The 20,025-nt window shown below is 63.7% G+C and carries 18 protein-coding genes; 12 read left to right on the top strand and 6 right to left on the bottom strand.

Annotated elements, in window-relative coordinates:
- The first annotated feature begins 113 nt into the window (after positions 1-113).
- The 3 genes from BXE_RS12005 to BXE_RS11995 all read left to right on the top strand — a co-directional run bounded on the left by BXE_RS12005 (position 114) and on the right by BXE_RS11995 (position 4,649).
- A complete protein-coding gene (locus BXE_RS12005; protein WP_011488569.1) occupies positions 114-1,385 on the top strand; it encodes a YeaH/YhbH family protein in 1,272 nt (423 codons plus the stop codon).
- Positions 1,382-3,100: a SpoVR family protein gene (locus BXE_RS12000; protein WP_038457884.1), complete on the top strand. Its 1,719-nt coding sequence runs from the start codon at positions 1,382-1,384 to the stop codon at positions 3,098-3,100. Before BXE_RS12005 ends, BXE_RS12000 begins: the two co-directional genes overlap by 4 nt.
- Before the next feature lie 244 nt (positions 3,101-3,344).
- Positions 3,345-4,649: an MFS family transporter gene (locus BXE_RS11995; RefSeq protein ID WP_011488567.1), complete on the top strand. Its 1,305-nt coding sequence runs from the start codon at positions 3,345-3,347 to the stop codon at positions 4,647-4,649.
- Between the two features lie 120 nt (positions 4,650-4,769).
- On the opposite strand, the gene BXE_RS11990 is transcribed toward BXE_RS11995, so the two are convergent.
- Positions 4,770-4,991: a hypothetical protein gene (locus BXE_RS11990; RefSeq protein ID WP_011488566.1), complete on the bottom strand. Its 222-nt coding sequence runs from the start codon at positions 4,989-4,991 to the stop codon at positions 4,770-4,772.
- A 159-nt stretch (positions 4,992-5,150) separates the two neighbouring features.
- Complete coding sequence (locus BXE_RS11985) at positions 5,151-6,233, bottom strand: glycosyltransferase family 2 protein (RefSeq protein WP_011488565.1); 1,083 nt, start codon at positions 6,231-6,233, stop codon at positions 5,151-5,153.
- Here BXE_RS11985 and BXE_RS47890 point away from each other — a divergent pair.
- Positions 6,232-6,366, top strand: coding sequence for a hypothetical protein (locus BXE_RS47890; RefSeq protein ID WP_267886352.1), 135 nt, complete (start codon positions 6,232-6,234; stop codon positions 6,364-6,366). The two genes, BXE_RS11985 and BXE_RS47890, sit on opposite strands and share 2 nt — an antisense overlap.
- Before the next feature lie 79 nt (positions 6,367-6,445).
- Here BXE_RS47890 and BXE_RS11980 read toward each other — a convergent pair whose 3' ends face one another.
- Entirely contained in the window at positions 6,446-6,625 is a 180-nt protein-coding gene (locus BXE_RS11980; RefSeq protein ID WP_081435516.1) for a hypothetical protein, read from the bottom strand.
- Between the two features lie 594 nt (positions 6,626-7,219).
- Between BXE_RS11980 and BXE_RS11975 the strand changes: the two genes are divergently transcribed.
- The 5 genes from BXE_RS11975 (at position 7,220) to BXE_RS11955 (ending at position 12,626) form a co-directional block, all read left to right on the top strand.
- The gene (locus BXE_RS11975; RefSeq protein WP_011488563.1) at positions 7,220-8,251 is read left to right on the top strand and encodes an ABC transporter substrate-binding protein; all 1,032 of its coding nucleotides are present in this window, start codon (positions 7,220-7,222) and stop codon (positions 8,249-8,251) included.
- 75 nt (positions 8,252-8,326) lie between these two features.
- The gene (locus BXE_RS11970) at positions 8,327-9,373 is read left to right on the top strand and encodes an aromatic ring-hydroxylating oxygenase subunit alpha (RefSeq protein ID WP_011488562.1); all 1,047 of its coding nucleotides are present in this window, start codon (positions 8,327-8,329) and stop codon (positions 9,371-9,373) included.
- Positions 9,374-9,375: 2 nt separating this feature from the next.
- Positions 9,376-10,209, top strand: a complete 834-nt coding sequence (locus BXE_RS11965; protein ID WP_011488561.1) for an ABC transporter ATP-binding protein — start codon at positions 9,376-9,378, stop codon at positions 10,207-10,209.
- Positions 10,210-10,370: 161 nt separating this feature from the next.
- A complete protein-coding gene (locus BXE_RS11960; RefSeq protein ID WP_011488560.1) occupies positions 10,371-11,129 on the top strand; it encodes an ABC transporter permease in 759 nt (252 codons plus the stop codon).
- A 66-nt stretch (positions 11,130-11,195) separates the two neighbouring features.
- Positions 11,196-12,626, top strand: coding sequence for an amidohydrolase family protein (locus BXE_RS11955; protein WP_167540874.1), 1,431 nt, complete (start codon positions 11,196-11,198; stop codon positions 12,624-12,626).
- A gap of 43 nt (positions 12,627-12,669) precedes the next feature.
- Here the strand turns inward: BXE_RS11955 and BXE_RS11950 are convergent, their stop codons facing one another.
- On the bottom strand, positions 12,670-15,000 hold the full coding sequence (locus BXE_RS11950) for a hypothetical protein (RefSeq protein WP_038457887.1): 2,331 nt from the start codon (positions 14,998-15,000) through the stop codon (positions 12,670-12,672).
- A 252-nt stretch (positions 15,001-15,252) separates the two neighbouring features.
- Here BXE_RS11950 and BXE_RS11945 point away from each other — a divergent pair, with 252 nt between their 5' ends.
- Positions 15,253-15,504, top strand: a complete 252-nt coding sequence (locus BXE_RS11945) for a DUF1488 domain-containing protein (RefSeq protein WP_007181749.1) — start codon at positions 15,253-15,255, stop codon at positions 15,502-15,504.
- 37 nt (positions 15,505-15,541) lie between these two features.
- Here the strand turns inward: BXE_RS11945 and BXE_RS11940 are convergent, their stop codons facing one another.
- Positions 15,542-16,471: a LysR family transcriptional regulator gene (locus BXE_RS11940; RefSeq protein ID WP_011488557.1), complete on the bottom strand. Its 930-nt coding sequence runs from the start codon at positions 16,469-16,471 to the stop codon at positions 15,542-15,544.
- A 251-nt stretch (positions 16,472-16,722) separates the two neighbouring features.
- Here BXE_RS11940 and BXE_RS11935 point away from each other — a divergent pair, with 251 nt between their 5' ends.
- The gene (locus tag BXE_RS11935) at positions 16,723-17,496 is read left to right on the top strand and encodes an SDR family NAD(P)-dependent oxidoreductase (protein ID WP_011488556.1); all 774 of its coding nucleotides are present in this window, start codon (positions 16,723-16,725) and stop codon (positions 17,494-17,496) included.
- Between the two features lie 18 nt (positions 17,497-17,514).
- Here BXE_RS11935 and BXE_RS11930 read toward each other — a convergent pair whose 3' ends face one another.
- On the bottom strand, positions 17,515-18,915 hold the full coding sequence (locus tag BXE_RS11930; protein WP_011488555.1) for a DHA2 family efflux MFS transporter permease subunit: 1,401 nt from the start codon (positions 18,913-18,915) through the stop codon (positions 17,515-17,517).
- A 156-nt stretch (positions 18,916-19,071) separates the two neighbouring features.
- Between BXE_RS11930 and BXE_RS11925 the strand changes: the two genes are divergently transcribed.
- A complete protein-coding gene (locus BXE_RS11925; protein ID WP_011488554.1) occupies positions 19,072-19,932 on the top strand; it encodes a LysR family transcriptional regulator in 861 nt (286 codons plus the stop codon).
- Positions 19,933-20,025 lie beyond the last annotated feature (93 nt).

The raw sequence follows: 20,025 nt of genomic DNA, 5'->3' as shown, positions 1-20,025 counted from the left end.
GGGTCGCGCGGGCACCTTGCGAGGCGCAAGCTGTATGGACATAGCGCTGCATCGCGCAGCGTGCGTCTCGCGCACCGGAAATTAGCGCAGCTGCATGGGATTGGAGACCGGGCGTGCTTCATCAAATCATCGACCGCAGGTTGGCAGGCAAGAACAAGAGCATTGCGAATCGCGAACGTTTTTTGCGTCGCGTCAAGAACTACATTCGTCGCGCAGTTTCGGAAGCCGTGCGCGATCGCAGCATCAAGGATATTCAGAACACCCAGAGCATCACCATTCCGCGCAAGGACATTGCGGAGCCGTCGTTCCGGCATGGGCCCGGCGGCAAGCGGGAAATGGTGCATCCGGGCAATTCCGACTACATCCGCGGCGACAAGATCCAGCGCCCGCAAGGGGGCGGCGGCGGAGGCGGGGGCAATCAGGCCAGCAATGAAGGCGAGGGTCAGGACGACTTCGTGTTCGAGCTGAGCCGCGAAGAGTTCATGCAGTATTTCTTCGACGACCTCGAACTGCCGCGTCTCGTCAAAACCCATCTGATGGCCGTGCCCACGTGGAAAAGCATCCGCGCGGGCTGGGCTGCGGAAGGCACGCCGAATAACATCGACGTGGTCCGTTCGCTGCGCAGCGCGCTCGGCCGCCGCATCGCGCTCGGTGCGCCGCTCGTCAACCAGTTGCACGAGATGGAACGGCAACTCGAGACGATGAAAGCCGATCCCGACGATCGTCGCGAAGAGATCAAGCTGCTCGAAGAGGAAATTCACCATTTGCGCGGGCGCATCTGGCGGATTCCGTTCATCGATCCCTTCGATCTGCGCTACGTGAACCGCGTGAAGCAGCCCACGCCTTCGAGCCAGGCGGTGATGTTCTGTCTGATGGATGTGTCCGGTTCCATGGACGAGCAGCGCAAGGACCTCGCCAAGCGCTTCTTCATCCTGCTGTATCTGTTTCTCAAGCGCAATTACGAGCGTATCGAGGTGGTGTTCATCCGCCACCATACGCGCGCCGAAGAGGTCGACGAAGACACCTTCTTCCATTCGACCGAAAGCGGCGGCACGGTAGTATCGAGCGCGCTGGAGCTGATGAAGAAGGTAATGGACGAGCGTTATTCGCCGACTGAATGGAATATTTACGGCGCCCAGGCGTCGGACGGCGACAACTGGACCGACGACTCGCCAAAGTGCCGCAAGATACTCTCGGATGACATCCTGGAGAAGGTGCGCTATTTTGCGTATATTCAGGTGACACCGGAAGAGCAGAACCTGTGGCTCGAATATGCGCAACTGGCATTGAGCCAGCCGCACATGGCAATGAAGAAGGTCGAGACCGCGGCCGATATTTATCCGGTGTTCCGGGAGTTGTTTGAAAAGCAGGCGGCTAATTCATGACGAGCAAGCACCTGCACAACGAAGCGCGCGGCTATCAGCCGGAGCGTGGGAAAGGCGTGCCGCAGCAGCAACAGTCGGGGCATGCCGAGGCAAAGGCGGACGATACCGGAGCCGCCGCAGCCGGAGCAGTCGACACCGCTGCAGCACGGGGACACACCGGAACGCCCACTGCGGGGCAAAGGGAAGTCCGTATGAACGTAGCCGATAGACGGCCTCTGCCGTGCCCGTCCGACTGGACCTTCGAATTGATCGAAGAGTACGACTCGCATATTGCCCGTGTTGCAGAGCAATATGAACTCGACGTGTATCCGATCCAGCTCGAACTCATCAGCGCCGAACAGATGATGGACGCGTACGCGTCCGTCGGTATGCCGGTGAACTACCGTCACTGGTCGTTCGGCAAACACTTTCTCTCCACCGAAAAAAGCTACCGTCGCGGGCAGATGGGGCTGGCGTACGAGATCGTCATCAATTCGAATCCCTGCATCGCGTATCTGATGGAAGAGAACACGATGACGATGCAGGCGCTCGTCATCGCCCATGCGGCCTACGGGCACAACTCGTTTTTCAAGGGCAACTACCTGTTCCGTTTGTGGACGGATGCGCACGCGATCATCGACTATCTCGTCTACGCGAAGAATTACATTGCCGAGTGCGAGGAGCGCTTCGGGCTCGACCGTGTCGAAGAACTGCTCGATTCGTGCCACGCGCTGATGAACTACGGCGTGGACCGCTACAAGCGTCCGCAGAAGCTGTCGCTCGAAAAGGAATTCGCGGCGCGCCGCGAACGCGAAGCGTATTTGCAATCGCAGGTGAATGAACTGTGGCGCACCTTGCCGACCCGGCATACGCCGTTGCCGGAGGAAATCGAGGAACGCTATCCGCCGGAGCCGCAGGAAAACCTGCTGTATTTCGCGGAGAAGAACGCACCGCTGCTGGAGCCGTGGGAGCGGGAAGTGATCCGCATCGTGCGCAAGGTCGGCCAGTATTTTTACCCGCAACGGCAAACCCAGGTAATGAACGAGGGCTGGGCGACGTTCTGGCATTACACCTTGCTCAACACCATGTACAACCAGGGCAAGCTGGAAGACGGCTTCATGATGGAGTTTCTCCATTCGCACAGCAATGTGGTCTATCAGCCGCCGGTCACCAAGCCGTATTACAGCGGCATCAATCCGTACGCGCTCGGGTTTTCGATGATGAGCGACATTCGCCGCATCTGTGAGGCACCCACGGAAGAAGACCGCAAGTGGTTCCCCGAACTGGCGGGCAGCCCGTGGTTGCCCGCCATGCACTATGCGATGCGCAACTTCAAGGACGAGAGTTTCGTCGCGCAGTATCTGTCGCCGCATCTGATCCGCGAAATGCGCCTTTTCTCGGTGCTCGACGACGACATGCGCGACGCGCTCGAAGTCTCCGCGATTCACGACGACAGCGGCTACCAGTACGTGCGTCAGGCATTGTCGCGGCAGTACGATATGCATCACCGCGAGCCGAACATTCAGGTGTGGTCGGTGAATACGCGTGGCGACCGGAGTTTGACGCTGCGGCATTTCATGAGCGACAACCGGCACCTTTCCGGCGACAGCGACGAAGTGCTCAAGCACATGGCGCGACTGTGGCAGTTCGACGTGTATCTGGAGAGCGTCGATGAGAATGGAACGGTCCGCAAGCGCTATGAATGCCGGTATGTGCCGCCTGCGGTGAGGGTGTGACGTCTTCCTGAAGTTGCGCTCGCATCGAAACCGGATTGAATCCGTGAGAAGTCCCTGCCAGTCACGCGACTGGCAGGGATTTTTTTTCGACTGATTTTTCACCTGACAAATCACCATCTCTTCCTTGCAATTCTGTAAAATTCGCGCACGCGCGAGCCATGCCACCGGGGCACCTCGACGCGCGCGCTGTGAAGGCGGCGCCACGACCGCTAACTCCGTTTAAAGACAAGGAATGAGAACAGGCATGACCGACCTAACCGACCAATCCGTGGCTTCGGCCCACGACACCCGGCGCCGCATCTTTGCGATCGTTGGCGCTTCATCGGGCAATCTCGTCGAGTGGTTCGACTTTTACGTATATTCGTTCTGCGCGCTGTACTTCGCGCCGGCGTTCTTCCCGAGCGGCAACCCGACCACGCAGCTGCTCAACACCGCGGGTGTGTTTGCCGCCGGCTTCCTGATGCGCCCGATCGGCGGCTGGTTCTTCGGCCGCCTTGCCGACAAGCACGGGCGGCGCACCGCGATGATGGTGTCGGTGTTCATGATGTGCGGCGGCTCGCTGGTGATCGCGGTGCTTCCTACTTACGCGCAGATCGGCGCGCTGGCGCCGGCGCTGCTGCTGCTCGCGCGGCTGTTCCAGGGGCTGTCGGTGGGCGGCGAATACGGCACCAGTGCGACCTATATGAGTGAAGTCGCGCTCAAGGGGCGGCGTGGTTTCTTCGCGTCGTTCCAGTACGTCACGCTGATTGGCGGGCAGTTGTGCGCGCTGCTGGTGCTGGTGGTGCTGCAACAGACGCTCTCCACCGAAGAGCTGAAGGCGTGGGGCTGGCGCGTGCCGTTCGTGATCGGCGCATTGGCGGCGTTGATCGCGCTGTATCTGCGTAAATCGCTCGACGAAACCACCACGGCGGAGACGCGCCATCGCAAGGAAGCCGGCACGCTGCGCGGCCTCTGGCTGCACAAGGGCGCGTTCATGACGGTGCTCGGCTTCACGGCCGGAGGCTCGCTGATTTTCTACACGTTCACCACCTACATGCAGAAGTACCTGGTCAACACGGCGGGCATGCACGCGAAGACGGCGAGCAACGTGATGACCGCGGCGCTGTTCGTCTACATGCTGATGCAGCCGGCATTCGGCGCGTTGTCGGACCGCATCGGCCGGCGCCGCTCGATGCTGTTCTTCGGGTTCTTCGCAACCATCGGCACGGTGCCGCTGCTGCACGCGCTGAAAGACGTGACGAGCCCGTATGCAGCCTTTGGCCTGGTGGTGGCGGCGCTGGCGATCGTCAGTTTTTATACGTCGATCAGCGGCCTGATCAAGGCGGAGATGTTCCCGCCGGAAGTGCGCGCGCTCGGCGTGGGGTTGTCGTATGCGGTGGCCAATGCGATTTTCGGCGGCTCGGCGGAATATGTCGCGCTGTGGCTGAAGCAGGCGGGCAGCGAGTCCACGTTCTACTGGTATGTGACGGCCATGTGCGCGATCGCCGGTGTCGTAGCGTTCCTCATGCGTGACCCGTCGAAAGAAGGGTATCTGCGGCACGCGCCGTGAGCGCTTGACGCACGACGACGAATGCGGTTCAGAAGCAGCGCCCCGATGTAACCGGCGCGCTACTTCTTCGCGGCCCGGGCGATACGAGCGGGCCGCACGCGTCGAAGGCGCGGCGCAGACTCACGCCACGATGATCTCCGTTCCCAACGCATGCAGCAGATCGCGCAGCGCTTCGGCCTGGGCCATTTTGGCGTCGCTGCGCAAATGAATCTGCAGCGCTCGGCCGGTAATGCCATCCACGGGTTGCGCGAGCCATAACTCCACCGCGAGGCCCAAGCCTTCGGGCTGGTTGACGACGACCGGTTCGATCACACGCGGCTTGAAACAGGCACTGTCGGACATGGCGTATCGCCTCGGGTCTGGTGGTGTTCGCACCTATCCTAATCAGCGCGCCACGCCGGACCAAGCAACAAATACGCGTTTGCTTAGCAGAGGATGCTTAGCAGAAAACACGCTTATCGCACCGCACTAACCGGCGGCGAGTACCGCACCGGCGTTGCGTCACACCGGCTCCGATCGATCGCTGACGAACTCCGAAACGAACTCCTTGACGGCGCCGGCCGGATCCGCGGCAACGGCGGGCGCAGTGGTCACTGCCGCGACCGCGGCCGCCGCCACGGCCTGCCGGTGCACGCTCAACGCGCTGCGCGTGAGCATCAGAAGATGGTAGTAGAGCCGCATGTTCAGCCCATACCTGTACGCGAACAGATGGGTGAAGGCGACCTTGAAGCCGGGCAGCGCCTGGCGATTCTTCGCGTGGACCGACACGACGATCGGCGCCAGACGGCGCAACGCCAGCCTGCGCGAAGGCTCCAGTTCTGCCGGCAACTTCAGCGCCCTGACGAACGCATACGCGCTGAGCGTCGCAGCGAGCGTCGTGCCGCGCGTGCTATGCGAGATCGAGCTTGCGGTCTTGCGATACACCGACACATAGTCGTGCAGATAGAACACCTCGCGCGCCGCGAGACACAGCTGGGTGCCGAACACGAAGTCGCAGCACACGCCATACGCTTCCTCGTAGCCGATCCGTTTGACGAGTTCGGCGTTGGCCATCCAGCCGTTGTTGGGGAACATCTGGACCAGGCCGGTTCTGCCTGGTAGAGCCTGCAGGCCTTCCGCTTCCTTCGTGCGCCGAAACGCCATGTTCAGGCGCGCGCTTGCCTCGAAGTCGATGGCGCCGCCGTGATCGGCCTCGTACTGGTCGCCGAACGCCGCATCCAGTTGCGGATGTCGCGTCCATAACGACACCAGTTTCTCCACGCCGTCCGTGGCGAGCAGATCGTCGTCGTGGATCAGCAGGATCTTGTCGCCGCTCGCGCGTTCGAACAGGCTCGCGACATTGCGCGCCTGGCCGAGCGCGGGCTGGTTTTTCCTGTAGCGCACGCGCGGCTCATGCGCATAGCGCGCCGCGATCAACTGCTCGGTGCGGGTGTCCTTCGAGTCGTCGCCGATCACGATTTCCAGGTTGCCGTAGCTCTGCGTGAGGCATGAGTCGATGCATGTCGCGATCAGTTCCGCTCGGTCGCAAGTCGGCAGGCAGATGGATACCTTGGGTGGCTGGAAGGAAGTCGAGGTGATGGACATGAGCGTCTCCTTTTTTATCTGTGGAGGGGCGGCAGCCGGTTCGCTTGGCGCACAGGTCGCTGCAAGCAGAAAACTAGTCCATCACATCGGAAAAATAATCGGTAAAAATCAGGAAGAAATGTTTGGCGTATGAAAGGGCGTCGAAGGGGAATATTTATGCGGCTTCGCTGCCGGAATGCAGCAAAGCCGCTTGTAGGTTACGGCTTAATACGTCAGCTGACCGACGGTTCGCCCTCGCCGGGTTTTTTGCCGGGATGGTCTGCCGGGGACTCGGTGCGCCCTTCGTCGTCGCGCTCGGGCAGCTTGCTCTTCTCGTTATCGCTATGTACGGCCGGCTGCGGATGTTCGATGTCCGCCGGCTTTCCGTTGACGTGCTCTTTGGTGTCGCTCATGTTTCTCTCCTGACTGGATGACATGACTGTTGCAGCAAGCCGTAGACCCGGCCTCATGATCCGGTGCGCCATGAGCGAAACGCCCGCGTGCCGCGTCTGCACCTGGACAGTGCCGACGCGCATCGCGCGAGTGCAGTCGTACGCGAGCGCCGCCCATGCGTTGCGCCGGAGGGCCCGGCTGCGCGCGTGACACGCCGCTTCGCTGCAGTTGGCACAACATTCGCTTAAAGGAAAATCAGAGTAGAAGCGGCTAGCGAGCCGGCATATCCATGCCGGTCACCGTGGGGCATTGCTCTTGGGGCGCATCGCGCGCCCACGTCGAAGCGATTCGGCGTTTGAACGGAACCGTCCGGTTCCGCCGACAAGGAGCGTGCGATGCAGTTGCCCCAGATGTTCCCCCGACTGTTGTTGCGCATCATCGCGATCACACGCGGTGATCTGCGTTCGCGCCGGTTGGCGCGTTCGCGCATGCCTGCGCGTCGTATCGATTCGGCTTGCGCGCAGCGCAGCAGTCACATCGCCCGTTCCCTGCACGGCATTCAGCCTTGCCTTCTCACGTTCCCAACCTTCCCCACGTTCACACGGAGTTCAGTCATGCGCATTTCGCATCTTCTCTCCCGCCTTGCGGTGTCCGCGCGTTCATTCGCAACGCGCAGCGCCGCTGCGGCCACGCTGGCCGGCGCCGTAGCGGTCGCGTTGATTGCGCCGCCGGCTCATGCCGACGACCACGTCAGCTTGCTGACCAGCTGGTACGCGCAAGCCGAACACGGCGGTTTCTATCAGGCAGTCGCGACCGGCATCTACAAGAAATATGGGCTCGACGTAACCATCCGGATGGGCGGTCCGCAAGTCAATGGCATGCAGTTGCTTGCCGGCGGTCAGGCGGACTTTCTGCTCGGCTACGACTTTCAGGTGCTGTCGGGCGTGGAAGCCGGTATTCCCGTCACCACGGTGGCTGCCGCGTTCCAGTACGACCCGCAAGGCATGATGACCCACGCCGACGTGACCAGTCTCGCCGGTCTGAAGAACAAGACGATCCTCGTCGCCGGTTCGGGCCGCACGACGTGGTGGCCGTGGCTGAAGGCGAAGTATGGCTATACCGAAGCGCAAGCACGCCCGTACACCTTCAACCTGCAACCGTTCTTCGCCGATCCGAACGTTGCAATGCAGGCGTATCCGTCGTCTGAAACGTTCCAGGCCGAACAGGCTCATGCGAACGCGCACTTCTTCCTGTTCGCCGACGACGGCTATCCGCCGTACAACACCACGATCGTCACGATGCGCGACACCGTGAAAAACAGGCCGGACGTAGTGGCGCGTTTCGTGAAGGCGTCGATGGAAGGGTGGAAGAGCTATCTGAACGATCCCGCGCCGGGCAATGCACTGATCAAGAAAGACAACCCGCAGATGAGCGACGCGCAGCTCGCCTACGGCGTCGCGCAGTTGAAGAAGCTCAAGCTCGTGACCGGCGGCGATGCAGCTACGCAGGGCATCGGCACGATGACCGACGCGCGCTGGAAAAAGACCTTCGACTACATGGTCGACGCCAGGCTGCTGAAACCCGCCACCGACTATCACGCGGCCTACACGCTGCAATTCATTCAGAACGCGAAGGTGATGCCTTGAGGACGGTTCTCGACGCGGACACTTCACATCATCTGCATACCTGAACGTCTGAACGCACCGAACAAGGAGTATTACATGCTGGTCACCCGTCAAAACGTCCTGCGCCGCTTCTGGTACGCCATCATGCCAATGGCCCGGCTCGATGCCGGCCCGCAGCCGTTCACCCTGCTCGGCGAGCCGATCGTGTTATGGAAAGGCGCGGGCGGCAAGCCGCATGCGTTGCGCGATCGCTGCTGTCACCGCACGGCAAAACTCTCGAAAGGATTCGTCGATAGCGACGGCAACATCGCCTGCGGCTATCACGGCTGGACCTACGACTGCTCGGGCCAATGCGTGAGGATTCCGCAGAACAGCGGCGGGGCGATTCCGTCGCGCGCAGTGGTGCCGTCGTATCGTTGCGAGGAGCGCTACGGCTATGCATGGGTCGCGCTCGAGGATCCGTTGCAGCCGATCCCCGGGTTTCCCGAAGACGGCGCGCCCGGCTATCGCCGCATCCTGCAGTTTTACGAGCGCTGGGAAACGAGTCCGCTGCGCATGATGGAGAACTCGTTCGACAACTCGCATTTCAGCTTCGTGCATAAAGGCAACTTCGGCCTGTTCGACAACCCGAAGCCGTCTAAGTACGAATTCCGCCCCCATGAATGGGGCTTCGAAGCCGAAACGCACGTGCCCGTGCGCAATCCGCCGGCGAGCTATCGCATCACCGGCACGACGGAGGAAGTCACCGAGCGCCATCTGATCAACCGCTGGTTCATGCCGTTCGCGCGGCGCTTCGGCTGCGTGTATCCGGCGAGCGGTATCCACCACATCATCTACAACTGCGCGACGCCGATCGACGACCGCACGCTGATGCTGTCGCAATGGCTCTATCGCAACGACACCGAAGACGCCTGCTCGACGCAGGAACTGATCGACTGGGATCGCCCGATCACCGACGAAGACCGCGACATTCTCGAAGCCACCGACTACGACGCGTGCATCGACGTGCGCCGTCAGCAGGAGTGCCATATGGAATCGGATCAGCCCGGCCTGCTGATGCGCCGCATGCTGCTCAAGCTGCTGAACGATCATGGCGAGTCCGAAGTATTTCGCGAAGTCTTGCCCACCCACATGGAGGAATGATCATGGCGACGATTGAAGCCTTTACTGCTGACGCGGCCGCGCCGTCGCTCTCGGTGCAGCGCGTCGACAAGCGCTATCCGAACGGCACGATTGCGCTGGAGGACGTGCGGCTTGCCATCGAGCCCGGCGAGTTCGTTTCGCTGCTCGGGCCGTCGGGTTGCGGCAAGAGCACGCTGCTGAAAATGTTCGCCGGCATCGAAACACCCACGCATGGCCACATGCGCTGGTGGGGACAGCCGTTCGGAACGGTCGGCTCGCCGGGGCGGCGCATGTCGATGGTGTTTCAGGAAGCGACGCTGATGCCGTGGGCCACGGTCGCCGACAACGTACGCCTGCCGCTCGATCTCGCCCATGTGCCGCGCCGCGAGGCCGACGCGCGCGTGGCCGCCGCGCTCGACGGCGTGGGGCTCGCCAGATTCGGCAACGCGTTGCCGCGCGAACTGTCGGGCGGCATGCAGATGCGCGCGTCGCTGGCGCGCGCGCTCGTCACCGAGCCGGATCTGCTGCTGCTCGACGAGCCGTTCGGCGCGCTCGACGAATTCACCCGCAACCGCCTCGACAGCGATTTGCGCGCCCTGTGGCAACGGCGCGGCATGACGGTGGTATTCGTCACGCACAGCATTTACGAGGCGGTGTATCTGTCGGGCCGGGTCGTCGTGATGCAGGCGCGGCCCGGCCGCATCATCGCCGACGTGCCGATCGACGGTCCGCTCAAACGCGACGAAGCCTATCGCGTCAGCGCGCCGTTCATGCAGCATTGCAAGACGCTCTCGGAGCTGATCACCGATGCGCATCGCGCGTCGTTCGCGAACGAAGAAACAGGAGTGCAATCATGACGGGCGAAGTGCTTGCGGGTCGTTCGGGCAATGGCGGGCGCGGGGCGGCGGGCGCTTCGCAGACCGCGACAGCGGCGCAAGGTGCGAGGCCTGCCGCGGGCCGCGCTACAAGTGCCGCTACCAATGCCCGGCATCAGCCGTGGTTGCAACGCCCCGGCGTAATGAAGGCGCTCGCGCCGTGGGTCGTCGGCCTCGTGGTGCTCGCGTCGTGGCAGGCCTGGTGCGTCGTGATGAAAGTGCCGGCGTATCTGGTGCCGTCGCCCGCGGCGATCGTGAGCGAGCTGGTGCAGGATGCGCCGCTGCTGTTCGGCAGCCTGCTCGCCACCTTGAAGATCACCCTGCTGGCGTTCGCGCTGGCCACGCTGCTGGGTGTCGTAATCGCGCTGCTGTTCGTGCAGAGTCCGTTGATCGAGGCGAGCCTCTTTCCCTACGCGATCCTGTTGCAGGTCACGCCGGTCGTGGCGATCGCGCCGCTCATCATCATCTGGGTCAAGGATATGACCGTCGCGCTGGTGCTGTGCGCGACACTCGTGGCGTTGTTCCCGATCATCTCGAACACGGCGCTCGGCTTGCGCAGCGTGAACCCCGGCCTGATCAACCTGTTCAGGATCAATCGCGCGACCCGCTGGCAGACATTGGTGCGTTTGCGGATTCCGAGCGCGTTGCCGTATTTTTTCGGAGGACTGAGGATTTCGAGCGGCTTGGCGCTGATCGGCGCGGTAGTGGCGGAGTTCGTCGCCGGCACGGGCGGCAGCGGCGCGGGGCTCGCGTATCAGATCCTGCAGGCCGGTTTCCAGCTGAATATTCCGCGTCTGTTCGCGGCGCTGCTGCTGATCACCGTGACGGGCGTCGTGCTGTTCGCCATCACAGCGTGGGTGTCGCGCGTGGGCTTGCGCGGCTGGCACGACAGCCAACTTTGAAAGCTTTTGAATGCCCATGATTGCGTTAGCAACGAACTCCGGCTCGAACTCATGACGACACACCACATGACACCTTCCACCTTGATCCGCAATGCAGCGGCGATCATGACCGGCGGCCGCGGTTCAGCCGACGATCCCGCGCGCGTGAACGGTCCCGACATCCGCATTACCGGCGACACGATCGAAGCGATCGGCGCGCTCACGCCACGGCCGGGCGAGACGATCGTCGACGCCACCGATTGCGTGGTCTACCCGGCATGGGTCAACACGCATCATCATCTGTTCCAGTCGCTGCTCAAGGGCGATACCGCCGGGCTGGACGCCACGCTCACGCCGTGGCTCGCGGCGACGCCGTACCGCTTCCGGGCGCTCTTCGACGAGCGGCGCTTCCGGCTCGCGGCGCGCATCGGCCTGATCGAACTGGCGCGCTCGGGCTGCGCGACGGTGGCCGATCACAACTACGTGTATTACCCGGACATGCCGTTCGACAGTTCGGCGATCCTGTTCGAAGAGGCGCAGAAACTCGGCTTGCGTTTCGTGCTGCTGCGCGGTGGCGCCACGCAGACGCGCCAGCTCGAAGCTGAATTGCCGAGCGCTTTGCGGCCCGAAACGCTGGACGCCTATGTCGCCGATGTCGAACGGCTTGCCGCCCGTTATCACGACGCTTCGCCGCGCGCGATGCAGCGTGTCGTGATGGCGCCGACCACCGTGCTGTATTCGATCTCGCCCGCCGAAATGCGCGAGACGGCGGCGCTGGCGCGTCGTCTGGGACTGCGTCTGCACAGCCATCTCTCGGAGACGGTGGGCTATCAGGACAGCGCGCATGCCCTATACCGGCAGTCGCCGGTGGCGTTTTGCGGCGAGCATGACTGGCTCGGCGGTGACGTGTGGTACGCGCATCTCGTCAAGGTCGACGCCGACGAGATCGCGCTGCTCGCGCAAACCGGCACCGGCGTCGCCCATTGTCCGCAGAGCAATGGGCGCCTCGGCAGCGGCATTTGCCCGGTGCGCGAGATGGCCGACGCGGGCGTGCCGGTGTCGATCGGCGTGGACGGCGCGGCGTCGAACGAAGCGGCCGACATGATCTCCGAAGTGCACATGACATGGCTCGCGCAACGCGCGCGGCGCGGCATGCTGGCGCAGCCCACGTTTCGTGGCGGCCGCTTCGAAGGCGGCGCGAACGCGGCGAGCGTGGCCGATGTGATTCACTGGGGCACGGCGGGCGGCGCGCGGATCATGGGCCTCGACGAGGTCGGCAGGATCGCGGCGGGTTTTGCCGCGGACCTCGCGGTGTACCGGCTCGACGACCCGCGGTATTTCGGCTTGCACGATCCGGCGATCGGGCCGGTGGCATCGGGCGGCAGGCCTACGCTCGCGGCGCTGTTTTGTGCCGGCAGGCGCGTGGTGGCCGATGACCGGATCGACGGGGTCGATCTCAAGGAACTGGCGCACGAGGCGAGGGCGGCTGTTCGGGAGTTGCTGGAGGAAGTGGCGTGAGGTGGGGGCAATGCGGCGTGCGCGGCCGCATTGCCCCGGTCGACTAATTCAGCAACTGATTCAACTCGAGCTGCACGGCACTTATATGCGTCTGAAGGTCCCGGCTCACATCCTCGTATTGCTGCCGCTGGGCACCGAGCTGCTGGAATCTCGAACCTAGACTGTTTATCTCCTGTGTTATCGACGCCAGTTCATCGTTGTAGCGGGCGATGTCCGCGAGAACGGAGTCCATTCGACCGTTGAAATCGTGGACGTGTGCCTGAAAGTGCGGATCAAGGGGCTGCCCCGTGCTCCGGAGCTGTTGAAGCTGGGCATGCAGGCTTTGCCGCTCCTGTTCTGCCTGACTTTTCCGCTGCGCGAGGTCCACCCTGCGTTGCTCGTACCCCGCTCGAAGCCCCTCTATCTCCTGAATTCTTTGCGCGGTGGAGGCCAGATCCTGCCGCACAGCGTGTATCTGGGTTTGCAAGTCGGCAAGAGTTTGTTGCGCCTGCTGCAACTGATGGGCCTTCTGCTCGTCGCCCACGGCCGTGGTTCGTTCCCTGGACTCGTTTCCGCCACCTTGCAGGCCGACATCGCCGTGTGGTTGCCAGTTGCCGTCCGGCCGACGTTCGACGGGCACGCCCGGATCGGTCGGCTTGTCCGGCTGCACGAGGCGCCACGTCCGGTTGGCCGCGTCGTAGCGCACCGGATAGCTCTGGCCGTGATCCAGAATGTACTGCTGCCCCGTTGGATCCGTCAGGACTCCGGCGTGACCCGGGTCCGGCTGCAACATGCCTGAGGGCTCGGCCGCGTAGCGCGTGGGCAGCGTGGGGATATCCGACGTGCGCTGATTGCCGGATCCGGTGGGGCCCCGTTTGTTCGGCTGGCTGCCGCTACCCTGGAAATTATGCTCGAACGTCTCCACCGAGCTGGCGGGCAGCGACGGCTTGTCGCGAGCCACGCCGGCACCGGACGGATGAGGCTCGCCGGCGCCAGGGAGGTGCTCCCCTTCGGGTTCGATGCCGCCGAGCAACAGGCCGGCGAGCGCCGTTCCGGCGTCGATCATGCCGACTTCTTCCCGGGTCAGGCCGCCTTGATCGGGGAATTCGGCGTCGAGCAGCTTGTTGGCCAGCCAGTCGGCGCCCGGGATCGGCGACAGGCCGGATAACACCCGGCCAATGCCGTAGAGAATCTTGTCGGCGAGGCCGGGCGTATGCTCGCGCAGCATCGCGCGGTTCTTCCCGTCGATGTCCTTGAGCGCGCCGCCGTAGCTCTTCGCGAGATTGTTGACGTAGTCGTTGTCGGCGGCGGGAGGGGTCCGGGCGACGTCCTCGTACGTCTTCGGACGCTCGACGTGGTCCAGATCCGGTCCGGGCTGGTTCATCGTCGCGAGCGCCGTATCCTGCAGCGCCTGCACGCGGCGGTGTATTGCCGAGTTCGGGTCCGTCATACCCTGCTGGAACGTCAGCAGATCCTGCGCAATCTGCTCGGGCGGGCGCTTGCGCGCCGAGGATATGCTGCGTTCCTGGCTTGAATAGCCGTCGTCGGAAAGCAGCTTCTCCATCACCGACTGGTACGGAAAGGTCTTCGCGTAGGCGGGCTTGCGCGTGTTGGTGTCCCAATCGGGGTCGTCGGAATCGTGCGGCAGATGGAGGGTGTCGGGCGTGTACTTTGCCGTCTCGTCGAGTATGCCGTTCACGCGGGCCGCCGATTCGTTCCATGACTTCCGGGTCGCCGCGTAAATGTCGCTGGCCTTGTTGTGGATGTCGCGCTGCATCTCGGTCTTGATCCTGACGGCCTGCGCGAAGCTCGTCTCGCGTTGCTGCGGTGTCGCGCCCGGCGCGCTGAATGCGCCGTACTGGTTGCGCAACTGCTGCAGGCGTTGCGTGCCGCTTTCGCCGAGCAGGCCGGCGCCGGCCGGCATATTGAAGATGGCATTCAGGCGGCGCAGCGGGTCGGCGCGGGTCCGTTGCAGTGCCGTCTGCACGTCTGTTTCGAGTTGGCGGATATCGGTGTCGCGCTGTGAGTCCGGCTCACCGAGCACGGTCTTCGCACGCGCGGCGAAGCGCTCGCGTGTTTCTTCGTCCATCTGCGCCGTGAGGGGCGCAAGACCCTCCAGATGCATTCGCGCGGTGACGAAGCCTGGCGGGTAACCGGTCATCAGCAGTTGAGTCGTCTGTTGCTGGACGAGCGTTGCCTTGGCGTCGTTGGCGTAGTTGGTCGACTGGTCGCCGCCGTCGTACTTCTTCAGCATCGTGCTGGCGAATTCACTCGGCGCCATTGAGCTTTTCGGTGCGGCAGTGTTGTGCGTCGGGGCGAAGGTGTCGCGCCTGTCGGGCGACGTGCCGGTTGGCGTCCAGACCGTCTGGTGCAAACCGGAAATGGCATTCGACATAGAGCTTCTCGTGATGGTCAAGGGAAGTGGGCATAGCAATCCCTTAGTGCGGATTGCCATCACGATGAGAACATTGCGGTCATGCCGCCGTGTGTTGCAGGTGCATCACCAGGTGCGCGAGTTGACTCGGCGCCGGCTCCTTGCTCGCTCACGCAAGATCGGGCCGCCCCTTCACACTTACAAACAAGCGCTTGACCACGCCCGTCATTCAGCGCACCGTGGGACGAGAACCTTTTATCCCGGGAGTACGAAATGTCCCTCAACTTCCCGAACCCGAGCCGCAGCTATGACGCCTCGCACCACTGCGTCAATTTCTGGGGCTACGACAATGCGCGCGAAATCGCTTTCATCGTCACCCGTTCGGTGATTTCGAATCTGAGCCCCAGCGTGGGCGCGGATGAACCCGCCGTGCTGGCGGCGTTCGACCGGCATCGCGAGCAGATCCTGACGCTCGCTCGCGGCCTGTATCTCGGCGGCCCGCAAAACCGCTACACGATTTCCTGACGCGAGCGGCCGCGCGCGCACGTCGCCGCAACCGCACTCAGGCCGCCGGTTCGCGCGGCGCGCCACCCGTGAGCGAAACGATAAATTCGAAGAACGCCCGAACCTTGGCCGGCGGATGATGCCGCGAAGGGTAGAGCGCATACAGCGGATAAACCTCGTCGCACCAGTCGGGAAACAGCGCGACCAGTTTGCCGCTCGCCACCAGCGATTCGGCGCCGAGTTCGAGAATCTGCGCCACGCCCTGGCCCGCTACGCAGGCGCTGTGCAAGGTGCCCACGTCGTTGACGGTCAAACGGCCTTGCGGCGTCACCACGATCTTCTTGCGGCCGCGATGAAATTCCCAGCTGAACGGGTAGCCTGTCAGCGGATCGCGAAACTTGATGCACACGTGCTTGCCGCTTTCGAGCTCGGCCGGGTTCGCCGGGTGTCCGTGCTTCTTCAGATACGACGGCGCGGCCACGGTGAGAATCCGCGTGTCCAGCAGCTTGCGGGCAATCAGCGTCGACACCGGCGGGTCGCCGAAGCGGATCGCGAGATCGAATCCGTCGGCGACCATGTCGCCCAACTGGTCGCGGGTGATCAGTTCGAGCTGCAGATCGGGATGCCTGTCGATAAAGCCGCCCAACCTCGGCCCCAGCACGAGGCGCGAAAAGAACGGGTCCATGTTCACGCGCAAACGTCCGCGAACAGCGGTCGCGCCCTGCGCGGCGGAGGCCGCCGCTTCTTCGAGTCCACCCAGCAACGGCACGATCTGTTCGTAGAAGCGCCGGCCTTCGTCGGTCAGCACGACCGAGCGCGTGGTGCGATCGAAGAGCCGGATGCCGAGACGCGCTTCGAGCCGCGCGACCGAACGGCTGACCCCGGATTGCGACATGTCGAGCGCAACGCCCGCCGCCGCGAAACTGCCCGAATCGACGATCGCCGTCAAGACGCCCATGCCGTTCAGCATGCGCTCGTCAAATGGCATGTGATAGTCCTTTGTTATGCATTAATGCGTGACATGCTAACGCGAAAGTCCGTTTGAATTCACGCGCCGGCGCGGCGAAATGCCGTCCGGCAAGGCCGAAGAATGATGTCATGTCATGAGTGGAATGACAGCCAGGCTATCGCGTCAGCCACACGGCGCGCGTTAATCTGTACGAACCCGCCCGATGCACAAAGACATACGACTCTCGTCATGCATTGGGCATATTCGGACTGAATAACGGAGAGCGTCCCATGTCGCGTATTTTTATTACCGGTTCCGCCGATGGCCTCGGTCAGATGGCCGCGCGTCTGCTCGTCGACGCCGGACATCAGGTGGTGTTGCACGCGCGCAGCGCCGCGCGCGCCGAGCATGCGTTGCAAGCGGTGCCGCAAGCCGAAACGGCGCTGGTTGCCGACCTGTCGAGCATTGCCGCCACGGCCGAACTCGCGCAGCAGGTCAACCGGCTAGGCCGTTTCGATGCGGTGATTCACAACGCGGCGGTCGGTTATCAGGAGCCGCGCCGGATCGCGACCGTCGACGGCCTGTCGCATGTGTTCGCGGTCAACACGCTGGCGCCGTACATTCTGAGCGCATTGATCGGGAAGCCGAAACGGCTCGTCTATCTGAGCTCGGCGCTGCATCGCAGCGGCGATGCGAGCCTCGACGATCTGGCCTGGGAGCGGCGCCCCTGGCGGGGCACGGCGGCGTACTCGGACTCGAAACTGCATGACGCGTTGCTGGCGTTCGCGCTCGCGCGCCGCTGGCCGCAGGTGTTGTCGAACGCGCTGGAGCCGGGCTGGGTCGCGACGAAAATGGGTGGACCGGGCGCACCGGACGATCTGCTGGCAGCGCCGAAAACCCAGGTGTGGCTTGCCGTCAGCGACGAGCCGGCGGCCACCGTCAGCGGCGCGTACTTCTACCATATGAAGCCGCGCGAGACGCATCCGGCGGTGCACAACGTGGCTGTTCAGGAGCGTCTGCTCGAAGCGTGCGCGGGCTTTTCCGGCATCCGTTTGCCGGACTGATGCAGAGGGCGGCGGCGCTCAGCGCCCCGCGCCTTGAGTCGCTTGCCCGCGCACCGTGCGCGAGGCAGGCGCTTCGTCGAGATGACGAAACACCCAGGCCGACACCAGCGTGATCACGCCCACGCACACGAACGCGAGGCGAAACCCGAGTGCCGCCGATCCCACCTGCGCGGAGAAGAGATTCACCAGCCCGCCGCCGATCGATACACCCAGCCCGATCGCCAGCATCTGCACCATCGAAAAGAGGCTGTTGCCGCTGCCGGCGTCGGCATGCGAGAGGTCCTTGAGCGTGACGCTGTTCATCGCCGCGAATTGCATGGAATTGGCGGCGCCGAACACGGCGAGGATCGCGATCTCGACCACGAGCGGCGTGCCGCGCGTAATCAGCGCAAAGGCCACGATCGAGGAACCGACGATCACGGTGTTGACGAGCAGGAACGTGTCGTAGCCATAGCGGCGCACGAGCGGCGCGATCCAGCGTTTGGCGACGGTGCCGGCCAGCGCGGCGGGCAGCATCATCAGGCCGGAATGCAGCGGCGAATAGCCCAGTTGCAGTTGCAGCAGCAAGGGCACGAGAAACGGCACGGCGCTCGAACCGATGCGGCACACCAGGTTGCCGATCAGACCGACGCTGAAATTGGGCTCGCGAAACAGCGAAAGCTTGAAGAGCGGATTGACCCGGCGTTTCGCATGCGGAATGTAGGCGAGCGCGCTCAGCGCGGCGAGTACGAAGAGCGCCGCGGACCATGCCAGCCGATGCGTGGGCATGGGCGCGTCGATGGCGAGCGAGAACGCGATCATGCACAGCGAAAGCAGCCCGCAGCCGACGAAGTCGAACGGCGGCGCCTGGGTTTCGCCGTGCGAGGGCAGGAAGCGCTGCACCGCGTACAGACCCACGGCGCCGATCGGCACGTTGATGAGGAAAATCCAGTGCCACGTGATCGCCTGAACGAACCAGCCGCCGAGCGTCGGCCCGGCGATCGGTCCCAACTGTCCCGCGACCGAAATGAATGCGAGGGCCGCGACGTACTGTTCGCCCGTCACGCTGCGCAACACGGCGAGCCGTCCGATCGGCAGCAGCATCGAGCCGCCCACGCCTTGCAGCACGCGCGCCATCACCAGTTGGCCGAGCGTATGCGCGCTCGCGCAGCAGATCGAGCCGATCACGAACAGCAGAATGGCCGCGAAATAGACGCGCCGCGTGCCGAAGCGGTCGGCGAGCCAGCCGGAGGCGGGCGTGAGCATCGCCATAGTCAGGGTGTAGGCGACCACGATGGGCTGCATGGCAAGCGGTGCGACGTGCAGGCTGTTCGCAATCGACGGCAAGGCGGTATTGACGATCGTCGTGTCGAGGGACTGCATGAAAAAACCGGCAGCGACGATCCAGAGCAGAGCGGTCTGGGAAGAATCCTTGGTCATCTTTTACGGGGGGCGGCGGGCCGGCAGAGGCGCGCCTGGGCTCGGAGCATTGATTGGGGGAATTGCGTCATGATATTGACATCCTCGTCAATCGGGAACCCCACTAGGGGCGCTGATTGTCATCGACATTGCCGATAAGCAGCGCGAGAATAGCCGATGCTCAATCCCATCTGGCTCAAGACCTTCTCGACCGTCGCGGCCTGCCACAGTTTCACCGAGGCAGGGCGGCGGCTCGGCCTGACGCAATCGAGCGTCAGCGAACACATCCGGCGGCTCGAAGAAAGCGTGGGCCGCCGCCTCTTCGTGCGCGACACCCATTCGCTTGCCATGACGCCCGACGGCGAAGCCATGCTCGCGCATGCCAGCGTGATTCTGCAGGCGCTCGCGCGAGCCGAGTCGCAGTTTCGCGCGCCGCGCCTGAAGGGCCGCGTGCGGCTCGGTTCCTCGGACGACGTCGCGCTCGGCCCGCTGCCCACCGTACTGGCCGCGTTTCGCAACGCGCATCCCGATGTCGAACTGGAAATCACCATCGGCATGACCGGCAAGCTGTATGAACTGCTCGACGCGGGCGCGATCGATCTGCTGGTCGGCAAGCGGCGTCTTGGCGACCGGCGCGGCGTGCCGCTTTTCACCGGGCGGCTGGAGTGGCTCGCGCGCGCCGGCACACTGGTCGATCTGAGCCAGCCATTGCCGCTGATTCTCGTCGCCGAGCCGAGCGTGACGCGGGCCGTCGTGCTCGACGCGCTCGCCGAGGCGGGTTTCCGCTGGCAGGTGGTGTGCACGAGCAGCAGTCACGCCGGCTGCATCGCGGCGGCGCGCGGCGGGCTCGGCATCATGGTTCGTCCGCAGTATCTGGCCGCTCGGGGTCTGGCGGCGCCGCTGAACGCGGCGAGTCTGCCGGCGTTGCCGTCGGTGGAATTCATCGCGCTGGCGGCGAAGCGGCTCAGCCGGCCGGCGGGCACGCTGTTGAAGTTGCTGCATGACAGCGATCTGCGTGGGTCGTGGATCGGGGAGTGAGCCAGCACACGTGAGCGTACGCAGCTAACAGAGCGCGGTAGGGCGCGGTCGGCATGGGGAACACCGCGCCGCGCTTCAGTCACGCCACACGTG

This window comes from Paraburkholderia xenovorans LB400 (genome assembly GCF_000013645.1).
Taxonomy (GTDB): Bacteria; Pseudomonadota; Gammaproteobacteria; order Burkholderiales; family Burkholderiaceae; genus Paraburkholderia; species Paraburkholderia xenovorans.
Note: the sequence above shows the minus strand (reverse complement) of the source record. Positions and strands in the feature narration are given on the sequence as shown.